At 66.0% G+C, this 17,190-nt stretch carries 14 protein-coding genes; 12 read left to right on the forward strand and 2 right to left on the reverse strand.

Annotated elements, in window-relative coordinates; genetic code table 11:
- Window positions 1–26: 26 nt before the first annotated feature.
- Together sfsA and ACI766_RS25630 are read right to left on the reverse strand one after the other, a co-directional pair.
- Window positions 27–734: a DNA/RNA nuclease SfsA gene (sfsA, locus tag ACI766_RS25625; RefSeq protein WP_003100180.1), complete on the reverse strand. Its 708-nt coding sequence runs from the start codon at window positions 732–734 to the stop codon at window positions 27–29.
- The gene (locus ACI766_RS25630; RefSeq protein WP_003113459.1) at window positions 734–1,906 is read right to left on the reverse strand and encodes a pyridoxal phosphate-dependent aminotransferase; all 1,173 of its coding nucleotides are present in this window, start codon (window positions 1,904–1,906) and stop codon (window positions 734–736) included. Before ACI766_RS25630 ends, sfsA begins: the two co-directional genes overlap by 1 nt.
- A 192-nt stretch (window positions 1,907–2,098) precedes the next feature.
- Between ACI766_RS25630 and dksA the strand changes: the two genes are divergently transcribed.
- The 12 genes from dksA (at window position 2,099) to acs (ending at window position 17,184) form a co-directional block, all read left to right on the forward strand.
- Window positions 2,099–2,545, forward strand: a complete 447-nt coding sequence (dksA, locus tag ACI766_RS25635; RefSeq protein ID WP_003095122.1) for an RNA polymerase-binding protein DksA — start codon at window positions 2,099–2,101, stop codon at window positions 2,543–2,545.
- Between the two features lie 67 nt (window positions 2,546–2,612).
- Window positions 2,613–3,494, forward strand: coding sequence for a tRNA glutamyl-Q(34) synthetase GluQRS (gene gluQRS, locus ACI766_RS25640; RefSeq protein ID WP_003146131.1), 882 nt, complete (start codon window positions 2,613–2,615; stop codon window positions 3,492–3,494).
- Between the two features lie 69 nt (window positions 3,495–3,563).
- Complete coding sequence (locus tag ACI766_RS25645; RefSeq protein WP_003095129.1) at window positions 3,564–3,740, forward strand: hypothetical protein; 177 nt, start codon at window positions 3,564–3,566, stop codon at window positions 3,738–3,740.
- Window positions 3,724–6,675 (forward strand): two-component system sensor histidine kinase CbrA, encoded by a 2,952-nt coding sequence (gene cbrA / locus ACI766_RS25650; RefSeq protein ID WP_003095132.1) that lies wholly within the window; start codon window positions 3,724–3,726, stop codon window positions 6,673–6,675. Before ACI766_RS25645 ends, cbrA begins: the two co-directional genes overlap by 17 nt.
- Before the next feature lie 26 nt (window positions 6,676–6,701).
- Entirely contained in the window at window positions 6,702–8,138 is a 1,437-nt protein-coding gene (cbrB, locus tag ACI766_RS25655; protein ID WP_087823867.1) for a two-component system response regulator CbrB, read from the forward strand.
- Between the two features lie 900 nt (window positions 8,139–9,038).
- The gene (locus tag ACI766_RS25660; protein ID WP_003095142.1) at window positions 9,039–10,442 is read left to right on the forward strand and encodes a polynucleotide adenylyltransferase PcnB; all 1,404 of its coding nucleotides are present in this window, start codon (window positions 9,039–9,041) and stop codon (window positions 10,440–10,442) included.
- Complete coding sequence (gene folK, locus ACI766_RS25665; protein WP_003095144.1) at window positions 10,439–10,927, forward strand: 2-amino-4-hydroxy-6-hydroxymethyldihydropteridine diphosphokinase; 489 nt, start codon at window positions 10,439–10,441, stop codon at window positions 10,925–10,927. The genes ACI766_RS25660 and folK overlap by 4 nt, the downstream gene beginning before the upstream one ends.
- 249 nt (window positions 10,928–11,176) lie before the next feature.
- Entirely contained in the window at window positions 11,177–11,977 is an 801-nt protein-coding gene (panB, locus tag ACI766_RS25670) for a 3-methyl-2-oxobutanoate hydroxymethyltransferase (protein ID WP_003095147.1), read from the forward strand.
- The gene (gene panC / locus ACI766_RS25675; protein WP_003163437.1) at window positions 11,974–12,825 is read left to right on the forward strand and encodes a pantoate--beta-alanine ligase; all 852 of its coding nucleotides are present in this window, start codon (window positions 11,974–11,976) and stop codon (window positions 12,823–12,825) included. The genes panB and panC overlap by 4 nt, the downstream gene beginning before the upstream one ends.
- Window positions 12,826–12,918: 93 nt before the next feature.
- Complete coding sequence (gene panD, locus ACI766_RS25680; RefSeq protein WP_003095150.1) at window positions 12,919–13,299, forward strand: aspartate 1-decarboxylase; 381 nt, start codon at window positions 12,919–12,921, stop codon at window positions 13,297–13,299.
- 89 nt (window positions 13,300–13,388) lie between these two features.
- On the forward strand, window positions 13,389–15,053 hold the full coding sequence (gene pgi, locus ACI766_RS25685; RefSeq protein ID WP_003100194.1) for a glucose-6-phosphate isomerase: 1,665 nt from the start codon (window positions 13,389–13,391) through the stop codon (window positions 15,051–15,053).
- A 193-nt stretch (window positions 15,054–15,246) separates the two neighbouring features.
- Window positions 15,247–17,184, forward strand: a complete 1,938-nt coding sequence (gene acs, locus ACI766_RS25690) for an acetate--CoA ligase (RefSeq protein ID WP_003095161.1) — start codon at window positions 15,247–15,249, stop codon at window positions 17,182–17,184.
- Window positions 17,185–17,190 lie beyond the last annotated feature (6 nt).

Here is a 17,190-nt window from a genome sequence, read left to right on the forward strand (position 1 = left end):
GCCGCGCCCCACGGCGCGGCTGTGCCTCAGAGTCGCACCGGGAGGCGCCGCGCCAGGTGCAATCCTTCCGTCGTCACCTCGGCGCCATAGGCCAGCACCTCGACGCCCGCTTGCGCCGCCTCGCGCAACGCCTTGCCATAGGCTGGATCGATCTCGTCGGCGGGGCGCACCGCCTCGACCCCGGAAAGGTTCACGCAGTACAGCTGCACCGCGCGGATCCCCTCCCGCGCCAGCGCCGCCAGTTCGCGCAGGTGCTTGGCGCCGCGCAGCGTCACCGCGTCGGGAAAGGCCGCCACGGCGGTTTCGTCGAAGCCCAGGGTGACGCTCTTCACCTCGATGAACAGTGCGCCCGTGGGGTATTCCAGGCGAAAGTCGGCGCGACTGTTCTCCACGCCGTAGGCCACTTCCCGGCGCAGAGCGGTGAAACCGGCAAGCTCCGCGATGTCCCCGGCCAGCAGCGCCTCCTCTACCAGGCGGTTGGCCCGCGCCGTGTTGACGCAGGCCAGGCGGCCCTGCGGAGTCTCGCTCAGCTCCCAGGTCCCCGGCAGCTTGCGCTTGGGGTCGTTGGAGCGGCTGAACCAGACCCGGCAACCTTCGCTCATGCAATTGAGCATCGAACCGGTATTCGGACAGTGGATAGTCAGGCGCTCGCCGCCGGCGCTCTCGATATCGGCGAGGAAACGCTTGTAGCGACGCAGCAGGCGGCCTTCTTCCAGTGGCTGCTCGAAACGCATCAGGGCCGCCAGTTCTTCAGGCCGCGGGCGATCCGCTCCACCGCTTCCTGCAGGCGCGGCAGGTTCTGGGTATAGGCGAAACGCACGTGGTGGCCGGCCTGGTGGCGGCCGAAATCCAGCCCCGGAGTGAAGGCCACGTGCTCGGTCTCGATGAAGTGCTTGCAGAAGGCGTAGGCATCGCCGCCGAACGCACTGATATCGGCGTAGAGATAGAAGGCGCCTTCCGGCTCCACGGCGATTCCGAAACCCAGCTCGCGCAGGGCCGGCAGGAGGAAGTCGCGACGGCGGGCGAACTCTTCGCGACGCTCTTCGAGAATGGCGATGGTGGTCGGCTCGAAACAGGCCAGCGCGGCCTGCTGGGCCATGCTCGGCGCGCTGATGTAGAGGTTCTGCGCCAGCTTCTCCAGTTCAGGCACCGCCGCTGTCGGCGCCACCAGCCAGCCCAGGCGCCAGCCGGTCATGCCGAAATACTTGGAAAAACTATTCAGGACGAAAGCGTCGTCGTCGACTTCCAGCACCGACGCGGCGTCCACGCCATAGGTCAGGCCGTGATAGATCTCGTCCACCACCAGGTGCCCGCCGCGGGCCTTCAAGGCGCCCGACAGGCCGGCCAGTTCGTCGCGATCGAGCAGGGTCCCGGTCGGATTCGCCGGCGTCGCCACCAGAGCGCCTACACTGTCTGAATCCCAGTGCCGCTCGATGAGATCCGGTGTCAGTTGGTAACGGCTGTCCGGCCCCACCGGCACCAGTTGCGCGGCGCCTTCCACCAGGCGCAGGAAATGCCTGTTGCACGGGTAGCCCGGGTCGGCGAGCAACCAGTGGCGGCCGGGGTCGACCAGCAAGCTGCTGGCCAGCAGCAGGGCTCCGGAACCGCCCGGAGTGACCAGCACGCGCTGTGGGTCGAGGTCGACCCCGTAGCGTTCGCCGTAGAATTTCGCGATCGCCTCGCGCAGCGCCGGCAGGCCGCGGGCGGCGGTGTAGCGGGTATGCCCGGCGGCCAGGGCGGCGCGCCCGGCCTCGACGATCGGCTCGGCCGTGGTGAAGTCCGGCTCGCCGATCTCCAGGTGGATCACATCGTGGCCGGCGGCCTGCAACTCGTTGGCCCGCGCCAGCAGGGCCATGACATGGAAAGGCTCGATGGCCCGACTGCGCGCGCTATAGGAGGTAGCCATGGATATTCCGAACTTTGCGAGGAAAAACCGATTCTAACCAAGCCATTACGCGGGCGACACCAGCCTCGACAACCGGGAGTAGCGCCAAGGTTATCGTTCTGGTAAGTTCGCCCGCTTGCGACCGCGGGGCCGGAGAGCCGGCGAGGGAACCCTGCCGCGGACAGGATTAGCGAAAGTGAGAGGCGGCCATTCATGTCCACCAAAGCAAAACAACAGAGCAGCCAGCAGATGACCCGCGGCTTCGAACCCTATCAGGAAACCAAGGGCGAGGAGTACATGAGCGAGCGCATGCGCGCGCACTTCACCGCGATCCTGAACAAATGGAAACAGGAGCTGATGGAAGAGGTCGACCGTACCGTGCATCACATGCAGGACGAAGCGGCCAACTTCCCCGATCCGGCCGACCGCGCCAGCCAGGAAGAAGAATTCAGCCTGGAACTGCGCGCCCGCGACCGCGAGCGCAAGCTGATCAAGAAGATCGACGAGACCCTGCAACTGATCGAAGACGAAGAGTACGGCTGGTGCGACTCCTGCGGCGTCGAGATCGGCATCCGTCGCCTGGAGGCGCGCCCCACCGCGACCCTCTGCATCGACTGCAAGACCCTCGCGGAAATCCGCGAGAAGCAACTCGGCTCCTGAGCCGGACCGACGGGGCGCCAAGGCGCCCCGTTTCGTTTCCGCCGTTCCCCGCCGCACCGCCCGCGCCATGACCTCTTCCTATGTAGGCCGCTTCGCCCCGACGCCCAGCGGCTACCTGCATTTCGGTTCCCTGGTGGCGGCCGTCGCCTCCTACCTGGACGCACGTGCCGTCGGCGGCCGCTGGCTGGTGCGCATGGAGGACCTCGACCCGCCCCGCGAAGTCCCGGGCGCCCAGCAGGCGATCCTGGAAACCCTGGAGCGCTACGGCTTCGAATGGGACGGCGCGGTGGAGCGGCAGAGCGAACGCTTCCCGGCCTACGCCGCAGTGGTCGAGCAACTGCTGCGCAGCGGCCTGGCCTACGCCTGCACTTGCTCGCGCAAGCAGCTTGAGGGATTCGCCGGGATCTACCCGGGCTTCTGCCGCGACGCCGGGCACGCCCGCGAGGATGCGGCGATCCGCCTGCGCGTGCCGGAGCTGGAATATCGCTTCGTCGACCGCGTGCAGGGCGAAGTCCGCCAGCATCTCGGCCGCGAGGTCGGCGATTTCGTCATCCAGCGCCGCGATGGCTTCTACGCCTACCAACTGGCGGTGGTGCTGGACGACGCCTGGCAGGGCATCACCGACATCGTCCGCGGCGCCGACCTGCTCGACTCGACCCCGCGCCAGCTTTACCTCCAGGAATTGCTGGGGTTGAGCCAGCCGCGCTACCTGCACGTGCCGCTGATCGTCCAGCCGGACGGGCACAAGCTCGGCAAGTCCTACCGCTCCCCGCCACTGCCCGCCGAGCAGGCCGCCGCGCCGCTGACCCGCGCCCTGCGCGCGCTCGGCCAGCGGCCGCCGGCCGAACTGGCCCAGGCCAGCGCCAGCGAGGCGCTGGCCTGGGGCGTCGCGCACTGGGACGCCACGCGCATCCCGCGCTGCGCTACCCTTCCCGAGGAACGCCTGTAGCCCGCCCGGCGGCTTGCCGGCACCCACCCGCAGCCTGTAGCCTGCCGGCCCAAGCATGAGGGAAGCGGCATGTACATCTACCGACTGGTCCTGCTCCTGGTCGTGGGCATCTATCTCTTTTCCCCCGCCATCATGGACTGGTGGATCGACCCCAACGGCGCCTGGTACCGCCCGTACCTGCTGTGGCTGATCCTCATCGTGGTCACTTTCATCCTGCAGAGCCAGCGCGATGCTGACGAGCTTTAGCCTGACCCAGCTGATCCTGATCAGCGTCGCCTACCTCTCCACCCTCTTCGGCATCGCCTGGATCACCGAGCGCGGCTACGTGCCGCGCCGGCTGGTACGCCACCCGCTGGTCTACACCCTGTCGCTGGGCGTCTACGCCAGTGCCTGGGCGTTCTACGGCACGGTAGGCCTGGCCTACCAGTACGGCTACGGGTTCCTCGCCATCTACCTGGGGATTTCCGGGGCCTTCCTGCTCGCCCCGGTGCTGCTCTATCCGATCCTCCGGGTGACACGCGCCTACCAGCTGTCCTCGCTGGCCGACCTCTTCGCCTTCCGTTTCCGCAGTACCTGGGCCGGCGCCCTGACCACGCTGTTCATGCTGATCGGCGTGCTGCCGATGCTGGCCCTGCAGATCCAGGCGGTCACCGACTCGATCAGCATTCTCACCCGCGACCCGGCCCAGGAGCGGGTCGCATTCGTCTTCTGCACCCTGATCACCCTGTTCGCGATCCTCTTCGGCGCTCGCCACATCGCCACCCGCGAACGCCACGAGGGACTGGTGTTCGCCATCGCCTTCGAGTCGCTGGTCAAGCTGGTGATGCTCGGCAGTATCGGCCTCTACGCCCTGTACGGCGTCTTCGGCGGGCCGGAAGGCCTGGAAGTCTGGCTGCTGCAGAACCAGACCGCGCTGACCACCCTGCACACGCCGCTGGCCGAAGGTCCATGGCGAACGCTGCTGCTGGTGTTCTTCGCCGCGGCCATCGTGATGCCGCACATGTTCCACATGATCTTCACCGAGAACCTCAACCCGCGCGCGCTGATTTCCGCCAGTTGGGGCCTGCCGCTGTTCCTGCTGCTGATGAGCCTGGCGGTACCGCCGATCCTCTGGGCCGGGCTGCGCCTCGGCGCCTCGACCACACCGGAGTACTACACCATCGGCCTCGGCCTGGCGGTGGACAGCCCGGCCCTGGCCCTGGCCGCCTTCATCGGCGGCATCTCCGCCGCCAGCGGGCTGACTATCGTGATGACCCTGGCGCTCTCGGGAATGGTCCTCAACCACCTGGTGCTGCCGCTCTACCAGCCGCCGGCGCAGGGCAACATCTACCGCTGGCTGAAATGGACCCGGCGCCTGCTGATCGTCGCCATCATCATGGCCAGCTACGCCTTCTACCTGCTGCTGGGCGCCGAACAGGACCTCTCCAACCTGGGCATAGTGTCCTTCGTCGCCACCCTGCAATTCCTTCCCGGCGCCCTCTCGGTGCTGTACTGGCCGACCGCCAACCGCCGTGGCTTCATCTCCGGGCTGATCGCCGGCATGCTGGTCTGGGCGATCACCATGCTGCTGCCCCTGATGGGGAACGTACAGGGCCTGTACCTGCCGCTGTTCGACGTGATCTACGTGCTGGACGATTCGAACTGGCACCTGGCGGCGCTGTCCTCGCTGGCGGCCAACGTGCTGGTATTCACCCTGGTGTCGCTGTTCACCGAGGCCAGCGACGAGGAAAAAGGCGCCGCCGAGGCCTGCGCGGTGGACAACGTACGCCGTCCGCAACGCCGCGAACTGTTCGCCGGTTCGCCGCAGGAGTTCGCCAGCCAGTTGGCCAAGCCGCTGGGCGCCAAGACCGCGCAGAAGGAGGTCGAGCAGGCCCTGCGCGATCTCCACCTGCCCTTCGACGAACGTCGCCCCTATGCCCTGCGTCGCTTGCGCGACCGCATCGAGGCGAACCTTTCCGGGCTGATGGGACCCAGTGTCGCCCAGGACATCGTGGAGACCTTCCTTCCCTACAAGACCAGCGAAGAAAGCTACGTCACCGAGGACATCCACTTCATCGAGAGCCGCCTGGAGGACTATCACTCCCGGCTGACTGGCCTGGCTGCCGAACTCGACACCTTGCGCCGCTACCACCGGCAGACCCTGCAAGACCTGCCGATGGGCGTCTGCTCCCTGGCCAAGGACCAGGAAGTGTTGATGTGGAACCGCGCCATCGAGGAACTCACCGGGGTCGGCGCGCAGAAGGTCGTCGGTTCGCGCCTGTCGGCCTTGCCCGAACCCTGGAAGGGCCTGCTGGAACGTTTCATCGACGCCCCCGACGAGCACCTGCACAAGCAGCGCCTGGTCTACGACGGCCACACCCGCTGGCTGAACCTGCACAAGGCGGCCATCGAGGAACCCCTGGCGCCGGGCAACAGCGGCCTGGTGCTACTGGTGGAAGACCTCACCGAAACCCAACTGTTGGAAGACAAGCTGGTCCACTCCGAGCGCCTGGCTTCCATCGGCCGCCTTGCCGCCGGGGTGGCCCACGAGATCGGCAATCCGATCACCGGCATCGCCTGCCTGGCGCAGAACCTGCGCGAGGAACGCGAAGGCGACGGCGAGCTGACCGAGATCAGCGAGCAGATCCTCGACCAGACCAAGCGCGTATCGCGCATCGTCCAGTCGTTGATGAGCTTCGCCCACTCCGGCAGCCACCTGCAGGCCCTGGAACCGGTGTGCCTGAGCGAAGTCGCCCAGGAGGCCATCGGACTGCTGTCGCTGAACCGGCGTAGCGTCGAAGTAGAGTTCTTCAACCTCTGCGATCCGGCGCACTGGGTCGAGGGCGACTCGCAGCGCCTGGCCCAGGTGCTGATCAACCTGCTCTCCAATGCTCGCGACGCCAGCCCGCCGGGCGGCGCGATCCGGGTCCGCAGCGAAGCCTCGGAACATACCGTGGACCTGGTCGTCGAGGACGAGGGCAGCGGCATCCCGAAGGCGATCATGGACCAGTTGTTCGAACCGTTCTTCACCACCAAGGACCCCGGCAAGGGGACCGGGCTCGGCCTCGCACTGGTCTATTCGATCGTGGAAGAGCATTATGGACAGATAACCATCGAGAGCCCGACGGATCACCAGCGAGAAGGCGGCACCCGCTTCCGCGTGACCCTGCCGCGGCACCCTGGCCCGACGGCCGAGCTGTAGACGAGCACGTCGAGAGAGCTGAATACATGGCACATATTCTGATCGTCGAAGACGAAACCATTATCCGATCTGCATTGCGACGCCTGCTGGAGCGCAACCAGTACCAGGTCAGCGAAGCCGGCTCGGTGCAGGAAGCCCAGGAGCGCTACACCATCCCCTCCTTCGACATGGTGGTCAGCGACCTGCGCCTGCCGGGCGCCCCCGGCACCGAACTGATCAAGCTCGCCGAAGGCATTCCGGTGCTGATCATGACCAGCTACGCCAGCCTGCGTTCGGCGGTGGATTCGATGAAGATGGGCGCGGTGGACTACATCGCCAAGCCTTTCGACCACGACGAAATGCTCCAGGCCGTGGCGCGCATCCTCAAGGACCGCCAGGAGAACCGCAGCGCGGCCCCGGTCTCCGCCAACGGCGGCAAGGCCGGCGGCGAGCGCGGCGCCAGCCCGGCGGCAGCCGACGGCGAGATAGGCATCATCGGCTCCTGTGCGCCGATGCAAGAGCTGTACAGCAAGATTCGCAAGGTCGCGCCGACCGACTCTACGGTACTGATCCAGGGCGAGTCCGGCACCGGCAAGGAACTGGTCGCCCGCGCCCTGCACAACCTGTCGAAGCGCGCCAAGGCGCCGCTGATCTCGGTGAACTGTGCGGCGATTCCGGAAACCCTGATCGAATCCGAGCTGTTCGGCCATGAAAAAGGCGCCTTCACCGGTGCCAGCGCCGGGCGCGCCGGGCTGGTCGAAGCGGCCGACGGCGGCACCCTGTTCCTCGACGAGATCGGCGAACTGCCGCTGGAGGCCCAGGCCCGCCTGCTGCGCGTATTGCAGGAAGGCGAGATCCGCCGGGTCGGCTCGGTGCAATCGCAGAAGGTCGACGTGCGCCTGATCGCCGCCACCCACCGCGACCTGAAAACCCTGGCCAAGACCGGGCAATTCCGCGAAGACCTCTATTACCGCCTGCATGTGATCTCGCTGAAGCTGCCCGCCCTGCGCGAGCGTGGCAACGACGTGATGGAGATCGCCCGCGCCTTTCTGGCTCGCCAGTGCACCCGGATGGGGCGCGCGCCGCTCAGCTTCGCCCACGACGCCGAACAGGCGATCCGCCATTACCCATGGCCGGGCAACGTGCGCGAACTGGAAAACGCCATCGAGCGGGCGGTGATCCTCAGCGAGAGCCAGGAAATCCACGCCGACCTGCTGGGTATCGACATCGAGCTGGACGACCTCGAGGACGTCTTCGCCGCCGACCTCGGCCTCGGCCCGGCGGGCGCCGCGGCCAGCAACCACGAGCCCACCGAGGACCTTTCGCTGGAAGACTACTTCCAGCACTTCGTCCTCGAGCACCAGGACCACATGACCGAGACCGAGCTGGCCCGCAAGCTGGGCATCAGCCGCAAATGCCTGTGGGAACGCCGCCAGCGCCTGGGCATTCCGCGACGCAAATCAGGGGCCTCGGCCGACTCGTAACACCCTGCAACCTGTTACCGCAGACGTACCGCGTAACAGAAACCGGGTTCATCGGTAACGGGAACCCGGTTTTTTTGTGCCCTTCGCCGACCCACCGAAAACCTCAACCCCTTGATTTTACTGGGTTTCGAAAAACTGGCACGGCATCTGCTTATGTATTGGCACAACAACAATAACAAGCAACGACGAAGACAATAAAAACAACACGTAACGACTCCAGCACAACAAAAACAAAATCGCGGAGGCGCAGCTAACTGATTCTTTTGGAGAGGAGTTGCTGTCGGGACCCGTCCCGCAGCCAGTCGGAAGAAGAATAAAACTGCCTCGAGGCAGCGCACAGACTGGTTGGATCGCTCGACGATCATGGCAGCATCAGCGACCAAAGCAATCCGTTTGCTATTGAACTCCCAGCCTGGGAGATATCCCTGAAGCGACTGGCTCAAGGGACGGGTCGACAAACAAAAACAACAAGCCCGAAATCATAATAAAAACAAAGCACGCACCTACTTGGGGGGGAGCTTCGGCTCCCCCAGTAGCTTCACCCCCTCCCTCCGTTTTCCCCGTTTTTCCTTCGCCTTACACCATTTCCCCATCCAATGCTAGAATCCGCGCAGACTATGCGGCCATCCGCATGCCTTGCCAGATTCACCGCAGCCTTCCCGGCCCTCTCCCGCTTCGCGGGAACAGGATGTACGGCCCCTGTTCGTTTCTGTCAGGATGCATGGCGCAGTCGGTTCCGGCGCCCGGGACGCCCTGTGCGTCGCGGGGCCAAACATTCAACGGGTACAGAACACGCCTCGCCCGAGAGGTCCTGATAATGCCGCAGCATTACCCGACGTCCGTCCTGTTTGAGCAACGCAGGCGTGCAATCACCCACATCGTGCTCCCGATAACACATCCATGCTGAAAAAGCTGATCCAGACCATTCGTTCCCCCCTGCGCCGTCCGCGCGCCGTCCGTACAACCCCGGAAGTCATCGGTAACAACCAGCACTCCCTGCGCCGGGACCAGTTCAGCCGGAACGCCGTCAAGGTCGTCGAGATCCTCCAGCGGGCCGGCTACCAGGCCTACGTGGTCGGGGGCTGCGTACGCGACCAGATGCTCGGCATCGCTCCCAAGGACTTCGATGTCGCCACCAGCGCCACGCCGGAGCAGGTCCGCGCCGAATTCCGCAACGCGCGGATCATCGGCCGCCGCTTCAAACTGGTACACGTGCACTTCGGCCGCGAGATCATCGAGGTCGCCACCTTCCGCGCCCATCATCCGGAAGGCCAGGACGATGGCGATAGCCGCGCGTCCAGCAACGAAAGCGGCCGCATCCTGCGCGACAACGTCTATGGCAGCCTGGAAGACGACGCCCAGCGCCGTGACTTCACCATCAATGCCCTGTACTTCGACGTCACCAGCGAGCGGCTGCTGGACTACGCCAATGGCGTTCACGACATCCGCAATCGCCTGATCCGCCTGATCGGCGATCCGGAGCAGCGTTATCTGGAAGACCCGGTGCGGATGCTGCGGGCGGTACGTTTCGCCGCCAAGCTCGACTTCGAGATCGAGAAGCACAGCGCCGCGCCGATTCGCCGGCTGGCCCCGCTGCTGCGGGAAATCCCTTCGGCGCGCCTGTTCGACGAGGTGCTCAAGCTGTTCCTCGCCGGCCGGGCCGAGCGCACTTTCGAACTGCTGGTCGAGTACGAACTGTTCGCGCCGCTGTTCCCGGCCAGCGCCAAGGCACTGCAGGCCAACCCCGACTACACCGGCAAGCTGATCCGCCAGGCCCTGGCCAATACCGATGCGCGTATTCGCCAGGGCAAGCCGGTAACCCCGGCCTTCCTCTTCGCCGCGCTGCTCTGGCCGGCCCTGCCGGCGCGCGTCGCGCAGTTGCAGGAGAAAGGCATGCCGGCTATCCCGGCGATGCAGGAAGCCGCCCACGAACTGATCAGCGAACAGTGCCAGCGGATTGCCATTCCCAAGCGTTTCACCCTGCCGATCCGCGAGATCTGGGATATGCAGGAACGTCTGCCGCGACGCCAGGGCAAGCGCGCCGACCTGCTCCTGGAAAACCCGCGCTTCCGCGCCGGCTACGACTTCCTCCTGCTGCGCGAAAGTGCCGGCGAGGAAACCGAAGGACTCGGCCAATGGTGGACCGATTACCAGGAAGTCAGCGACAGCGAGCGGCGCAACATGATCCGCGACCTGGTCAGCCAGGAAGACGGCAGCGCCCCGCGCAAGCGTCGCCGCGGCGGCAACAGCGGCCGTCGGCGCCGCGGGCCGCGCAAGGAAGGCAGCGGCGGAAGCGGCGAATGATCCAGCGCGTCTACGTGGCGCTGGGCAGCAACCTGGCCGAACCGCGCGAGCAGATCCAGGCTGCCCTCGATGCCTTCGAGCGGCTTCCCGAGACCCGCCTGGTCGCCGTCTCGCCGCTCTATATCAGCGACCCGCTCGGCCCCGCCGACCAGCCGCGCTTCGTCAACGGCGTGGCGGCCCTCGACACCAACCTGGCGCCGCTCGACCTGCTCGACGCCCTGCAGGCCATCGAACTGGAACAGGGGCGCGTCCGCGACCTGCGCTGGGGTCCGCGCACGCTCGACCTGGACATCCTGCTGTTCGGCGAACAATTGCTCGACCTGCCGCGCCTGAAGGTGCCGCACTACCACATGCAGGCGCGCGCTTTCGTGCTCTATCCCCTCGCCGATCTCGCCCCCGACCTGCGCCTGCCCGATGGCCGCCACCTGCCGGAGCTGCTCGCGGCCTGTCCGTTCGAGGGCATCGAACGCCTTCCGGGCGCCTGACCCTGCCTGCCCGCCGCTGCGCGGATACCTCGCGGCGGGCTCTTCACACTGTTACCGAAAAGCTGACGAAGGACGCCGCGGATGGGCGTACACTGCGCGCGCAACCGCAGGCAGCGCGGCGTTCGGCAGTGGCAGTAACGCCGTAACAATGCGGTAACACCTGCAATTGACTTCGAGCCACCCCATCCGGACTATAAGTGGCCGTTTGCCCCGCGCCGGCTCATCACCGGCCCACCGAGGAGCCTTTCCATGCCTGATGTAACCCTGACCACCCTGCAAGGGTTGAAGCAGAGCGGCGAGAAGATCGCCATGCTGACCTGCTACGACGCCACCTTCGCCCACACCGCCAGCCAGGCCGGCGTGGACGTGCTTCTGGTCGGAGATTCGCTCGGAATGGTATTGCAGGGTCACGACAGCACCCTGCCGGTCAGCAACGAGGAAATGGCCTATCACACGGCCTGCGTGAAACGCGGTAACAAAGGTTCCCTGATCGTCACCGACCTGGCCTTCGAATCCAGCCATTCCGTGGCCCAGACCCTTGCCGACGCGGTCCGCCTGATGCAGGCCGGCGCACACATGGTCAAGCTGGAGGGTGGGGCCTGGCTGGCGGAGCCGATCGCCCGCCTGGCACAGATGGGCGTGCCGGTCTGCGCGCATCTCGGCCTGACCCCGCAGGCGGTCAACCTGTTCGGCGGCTTCAAGGTCCAGGGCCGCCAGGAAACCCAGGCGCGCCAGTTGCGCGCCGATGCCATCGCCCTGGAGCAGGCCGGCGCCGCCATGCTGCTGCTGGAGTGCGTGCCCAGCGTGCTGGCCGAAGAGATCACCCAGGCGGTGAAGATCCCGGTGATCGGGATTGGCGCCGGTGCGGCGACCGATGGCCAGGTGCTGGTCATGCACGACATGCTCGGTCTCTCGCTGACCGGCCGCTCGCCCAAGTTCGTCAAGGATTTCATGCAAGGCCAGGAGAGCATCCCGGCCGCCATCGCGGCCTATGTCCGCGCCGTCAAGGACGTGTCCTTCCCCGCCGCCGAACACGGATTCAACGCATGAACACCGTCAAGACCGTCCGTGAACTGCGCGCCGCGGTGGCGCGCGCCCGCAGCGAAGGCAAGCGCATCGGCTTCGTGCCGACCATGGGCAACCTCCACGCCGGCCATGCCGCGCTGGTAAAGAAAGCCGGCGAACGCGCCGACTTCGTGGTCGTCAGCATCTTCGTCAACCCGCTGCAATTCGGCCCCAGCGAAGACCTCGACACATACCCGCGGACCCTCGCAGCCGACCAGGAACGCCTGCTCGAAGCCGGCTGCCACCTGCTGTTCACCCCGACCGTCGAGGAAATGTACCCCGACGGCATGGACGGGCAGACCCGCATCCATGTTCCCGGCGTCTCCGAAGGCCTTTGCGGCGCCAGTCGTCCCGGCCATTTCGAAGGCGTGGCGACCGTGGTCAGCAAGCTGCTGAACATGGTCCAGCCGGACCTCGCGCTGTTCGGCGAAAAGGATTTCCAGCAGTTGGCGGTGATCCGCAAGCTGGTCCGCGACCTCAACCTGCCGGTGCAGATCTTCGGCGAGCCGACGGTGCGTGCCGCCGATGGCCTGGCGTTGTCCTCGCGCAACGGTTACCTCGACGAGCAGCAGCGCGCCGCCGCCCCGGCGATCTACCGCACCCTGCGGCAGCTCGGCGAACGCATCCGCGCCGGCGGCGAGGACTTCCCGGCATTGCTCGCCGACGCCCGCCAGGCCCTGGAACAGGCCGGGCTGCGCCCCGACTACCTGGAAATCCGCGAGCCGATCAGCCTGCGCCCCGGGGTACCCGGCGACCGCCAACTGGTGATCCTGGCCGCCGCCTACCTGGGCAGCACGCGGCTGATCGACAACCTCTCAGTCCACCTCGATTGACGCATGCCGAGCCCCCGGTTCCCGGGGGCTTGAGCGCTCACCACGGACTCGCCATACTCTGCCGCCCCCCGCGGACCCGATAGGAGTCGCCCCATGCACGCCATAATGCTCAAAGCCAAGTTGCATCGCGCCGAAGTCACCCATGCCGTCCTCGACTACGAAGGCTCCTGCGCCATCGACGGCGATTGGCTGGACCTCTCCGGAATCCGCGAGTACGAACAGATCCAGATCTACAACGTCGACAACGGCGAGCGCTTCACCACCTATGCGATCCGCGCCGAGAACGGCTCGAAGATGATCTCGGTGAACGGCGCCGCGGCACACAAGGCCAAGGTCGGCGACCGCGTGATCATCTGCGCCTACGCACACTACAGCGAAGCCGAACTGGCCAGCCACAAGCCGCGCATGCTGTACATGGCGCCGGGCAACCAGCTCAGCCATACCAGCGAGGCGATTCCGATACAGGTCGCCTGACCTCGCCCTCTCTGGATAAAGCCCGGTTTCATCCGGGCTTTTTCATGTTCAAATAAGTGCGCCATCGAATTCCAACCAGAAGGTCAGCCATGAAGCACCACCTCACTCCGCTGGATGCCACGCAACTCGACAGTTGGCGCGCCCTGGCCGCCCATCGCCAGGAACTGCAGGACTTCAGGATGCGCCAGGCGTTCATCGACGATCCGGAGCGCTTCAAGCGGTTTTCCTTCAGCGCCTGTGGGCTGTTCCTCGACTTCTCGAAGAACCTGATTCGCCAGGACACCATCGACCTGCTGGTGAAGCTGGCCGAGGAAGCACGGCTGAGCGACGCGATCCGGGCGATGTTCGACGGCGAGGCGATCAATGCCTCCGAGCGCCGGCCGGTACTGCATACCGCGCTGCGTCGACCGATCGGCGACAAGGTGCTGGTCGATGGCGTCGACGTGATGCCGGAAGTCCACCGCGTCCTGCACCAGATGACCGAGCTGGTGGGCTACGTGCACAACGGCCTGTGGCGCGGCTATACCGAAAAGCCGATCACCGACGTGGTGAACATCGGCATCGGCGGCTCCTTCCTCGGCCCGCAACTGGTATCCGAAGCCTTGCTGCCATTCGCCCAGAAAGGCGTGCGCTGCCACTACCTGGCGAACATCGACGGTAGCGAGTTCCATGAACTGGCCAGCCGCCTGAACGCCGAGACCACCCTGTTCATCGTTTCCTCCAAGTCCTTCGGGACCCTGGAAACCCTGAAGAACGCCCAGGCCGCACGCGCCTGGTACCTGGCCCAGGGCGGCACCGAGGAAGAGCTTTACCGCCATTTCATCGCCGTCTCCAGCAACAAGGAGGCCGCGATCGCCTTTGGCATCCGCGAGGAAAACATCTTCCCCATGTGGGACTGGGTCGGCGGCCGCTACTCGCTGTGGTCGGCCATCGGCCTGCCGATCGCCATGTCCATCGGCATCTCCAACTTCAAGGAGTTGCTGTCCGGTGCCTACAACATGGACCAGCACTTCCAGACCGCGCCGTTCGAACGCAACATCCCGGTGCTGCTCGGCCTGCTCGGCGTCTGGTACGGCGACTTCTGGGGCGCGAACAGCCACGCGATCCTGCCCTACGACTACTATCTGCGGAATATCACCGACCACCTGCAACAACTGGACATGGAATCCAACGGCAAGAGCGTGCGCCAGGACGGCACGCCGGTCACCAGCGGCACCGGGCCGGTGATCTGGGGTGGTGTCGGCTGCAACGGCCAGCACGCCTACCATCAGTTGCTGCACCAAGGCACCCAGTTGATCCCGGCGGACTTCATCGTCCCGGTGAGCAGCTACAACCCGGTGGCCGACCATCACCAGTGGCTGTACGCCAACTGCCTGTCGCAGAGCCAGGCGCTGATGCTCGGCAAGAGCCGCGAGGAGGCCGAGGCCGAACTGCGCGCCAAGGGCCTGCCGGAAGCCGAAGTGCAGCGCCTGGCGCCGCACAAGGTGATTCCGGGCAACCGACCGAGCAACACCCTGGTGGTCGAGCGCATCAGCGCCCGCCGCCTCGGCGCGCTGATCGCCATGTACGAGCACAAGGTCTACGTACAGAGCATCCTCTGGGGCATCAACGCCTTCGACCAATGGGGCGTGGAGCTTGGCAAGGAACTCGGCAAGGGTGTCTATTCGCGCCTGGTCGGCAGCGAGGAAACCCCGGCCGAGGACGCCTCGACCCAAGGCCTGATCGACTTCTTCCGCGGCCGCCATCGCGGCTGATCCGCCTCTCCCCAAAGCCCGGCCCTAGGCCGGGCTTTTTCATTCCGTCCGGCGATTGACCCCGGCGCCTTCCCCGCTCGCGCCTTTGGCACTTGAACATGGCTCTCGCCTGGCCCACCCTTGGTCGAACCTGGAGAGGGGCCGCGTGCGGTCTCTCGACACCTTGCGGAGCAGAAAAACAAAGGAAACCGCCATGTTCGAGATCAGCGTCCACCCGGTGCCGGACGCCGTCCGCCAGCGTGCCTACCTGAACGACGACGACTACCAGCGCCTGTACCGCCAATCCGTCGAGAACCCCGACGAGTTCTGGGGCGAGCAGGCCAAGGCCTTCCTCGATTGGTTCAAGCCCTGGCACAGCGTCCACCACGGCGACCTGAGGAAAGGCCAGGCCACCTGGTTCAAGGGCGGCCAGTTGAACGTCGCCTACAACTGCATCGATCGCCACCTGGAACGCCGCGGCGAACAGATCGCGATCGTCTGGGAAGGCGACAACCCCAGCGAATCCGCGCACATCACCTACCGCAAGCTGCACCACAACGTCTGCCGCCTGGCTAACGTGCTGAAGAGCCGCGGCGTGGAAAAGGGCGACCGGGTCTGCATCTACATGCCGATGATTCCCGAGGCCGCCTACGCCATGCTCGCCTGCGCCCGTATCGGGGCGGTGCACTCGGTGGTGTTCGGCGGCTTCTCGCCGGACTCGCTGCGCGACCGCATCCTCGATGCCGACTGCCGCACCGTGATCACCGCCGACGAGGGCGTGCGCGGCGGCAAGTACATCCCGCTGAAGCAGAATGTGGAAAAGGCACTGAAGGACTGCCCGGACGTCTCTACCGTGGTGGTGGTCGAGCGCACCCAGGGCGACATACCCTGGGTCGAAGGCCGCGACATCTGGTACCACGAGGCGCTCCACGCGGCCTCAGCCGACTGCCCGGCGGAAGCGATGGACGCCGAGGACCCGCTGTTCATCCTCTATACCTCCGGCAGCACCGGCAAGCCGAAGGGCGTGTTGCACACCACCGGGGGCTACCTGCTCGGCGCGGCGATGACCCACAAGTACGTGTTCGACTACCACGATGGCGACGTCTACTGGTGCACCGCCGACGTCGGCTGGGTCACCGGACACAGCTATATCGTCTACGGCCCGCTGGCCAACGGTGCCACCACCCTCATGTTCGAGGGCGTGCCCAACTACCCGGACGCCTCGCGCTTCTGGCAGGTGATCGACAAGCACCAGGTGAATATCTTCTACACCGCGCCGACCGCGATCCGCGCGCTGATGCGCGAAGGCGACGCCCCGGTCCGCCAGACCTCGCGCAGCAGCCTGCGCCTGCTCGGCTCGGTGGGCGAGCCGATCAACCCGGAGGCTTGGGAGTGGTACTACCAGGTGGTCGGCGAGAAGCGCTGCCCCATCGTCGATACCTGGTGGCAGACCGAGACCGGCAGCATCCTGATCACCCCGTTGCCCGGCGCCACTGCGCTAAAGCCAGGCTCGGCTACCCGCCCGTTCTTCGGCGTGCAACCCGTGCTGCTCGACGAGAAAGGCAAGGAAATCGACGGCGCGGGCAGCGGCGTACTGGCGATCAAGGCCAGTTGGCCGAGTCAGATCCGCAGCGTCTACGGCGACCACCAGCGGATGATCGACACCTACTTCAAGCCCTACCCCGGGTATTACTTCAGCGGCGACGGCGCGCGCCGCGACGAGGACGGCTACTACTGGATCACCGGCCGGGTCGACGACGTGATCAATGTCTCCGGACACCGGATCGGCACCGCCGAGGTCGAGAGCGCGCTGGTCCTGCACGATGCGGTGGCCGAGGCGGCAGTGGTCGGCTGCCCGCATGACGTGAAGGGCCAGGCCATCTACGCGTTCGTCACCCTGATGGCCGGCAGTCAGCCCAGCGAGGCGCTACAACAGGAATTGCTGGCCCTGGTCGGCAAGGAGATCGGCAGCTTCGCCAAGCCGGATCACCTGCAATGGGCGCCCAGCCTGCCGAAGACCCGCTCCGGCAAGATCATGCGGCGTATCCTGCGCAAGATCGCCTGCAACGAGCTGGACAGTCTCGGCGATACCTCGACCCTGGCCGATCCGGGAGTGGTGCAGGGGTTGATCGACAACCGCCTCAACCGCTGACCCGCG

The sequence above is a fragment of the Pseudomonas sp. DL genome, assembly GCF_047199225.1.
Classification (GTDB): domain Bacteria; phylum Pseudomonadota; class Gammaproteobacteria; order Pseudomonadales; family Pseudomonadaceae; genus Pseudomonas; species Pseudomonas aeruginosa.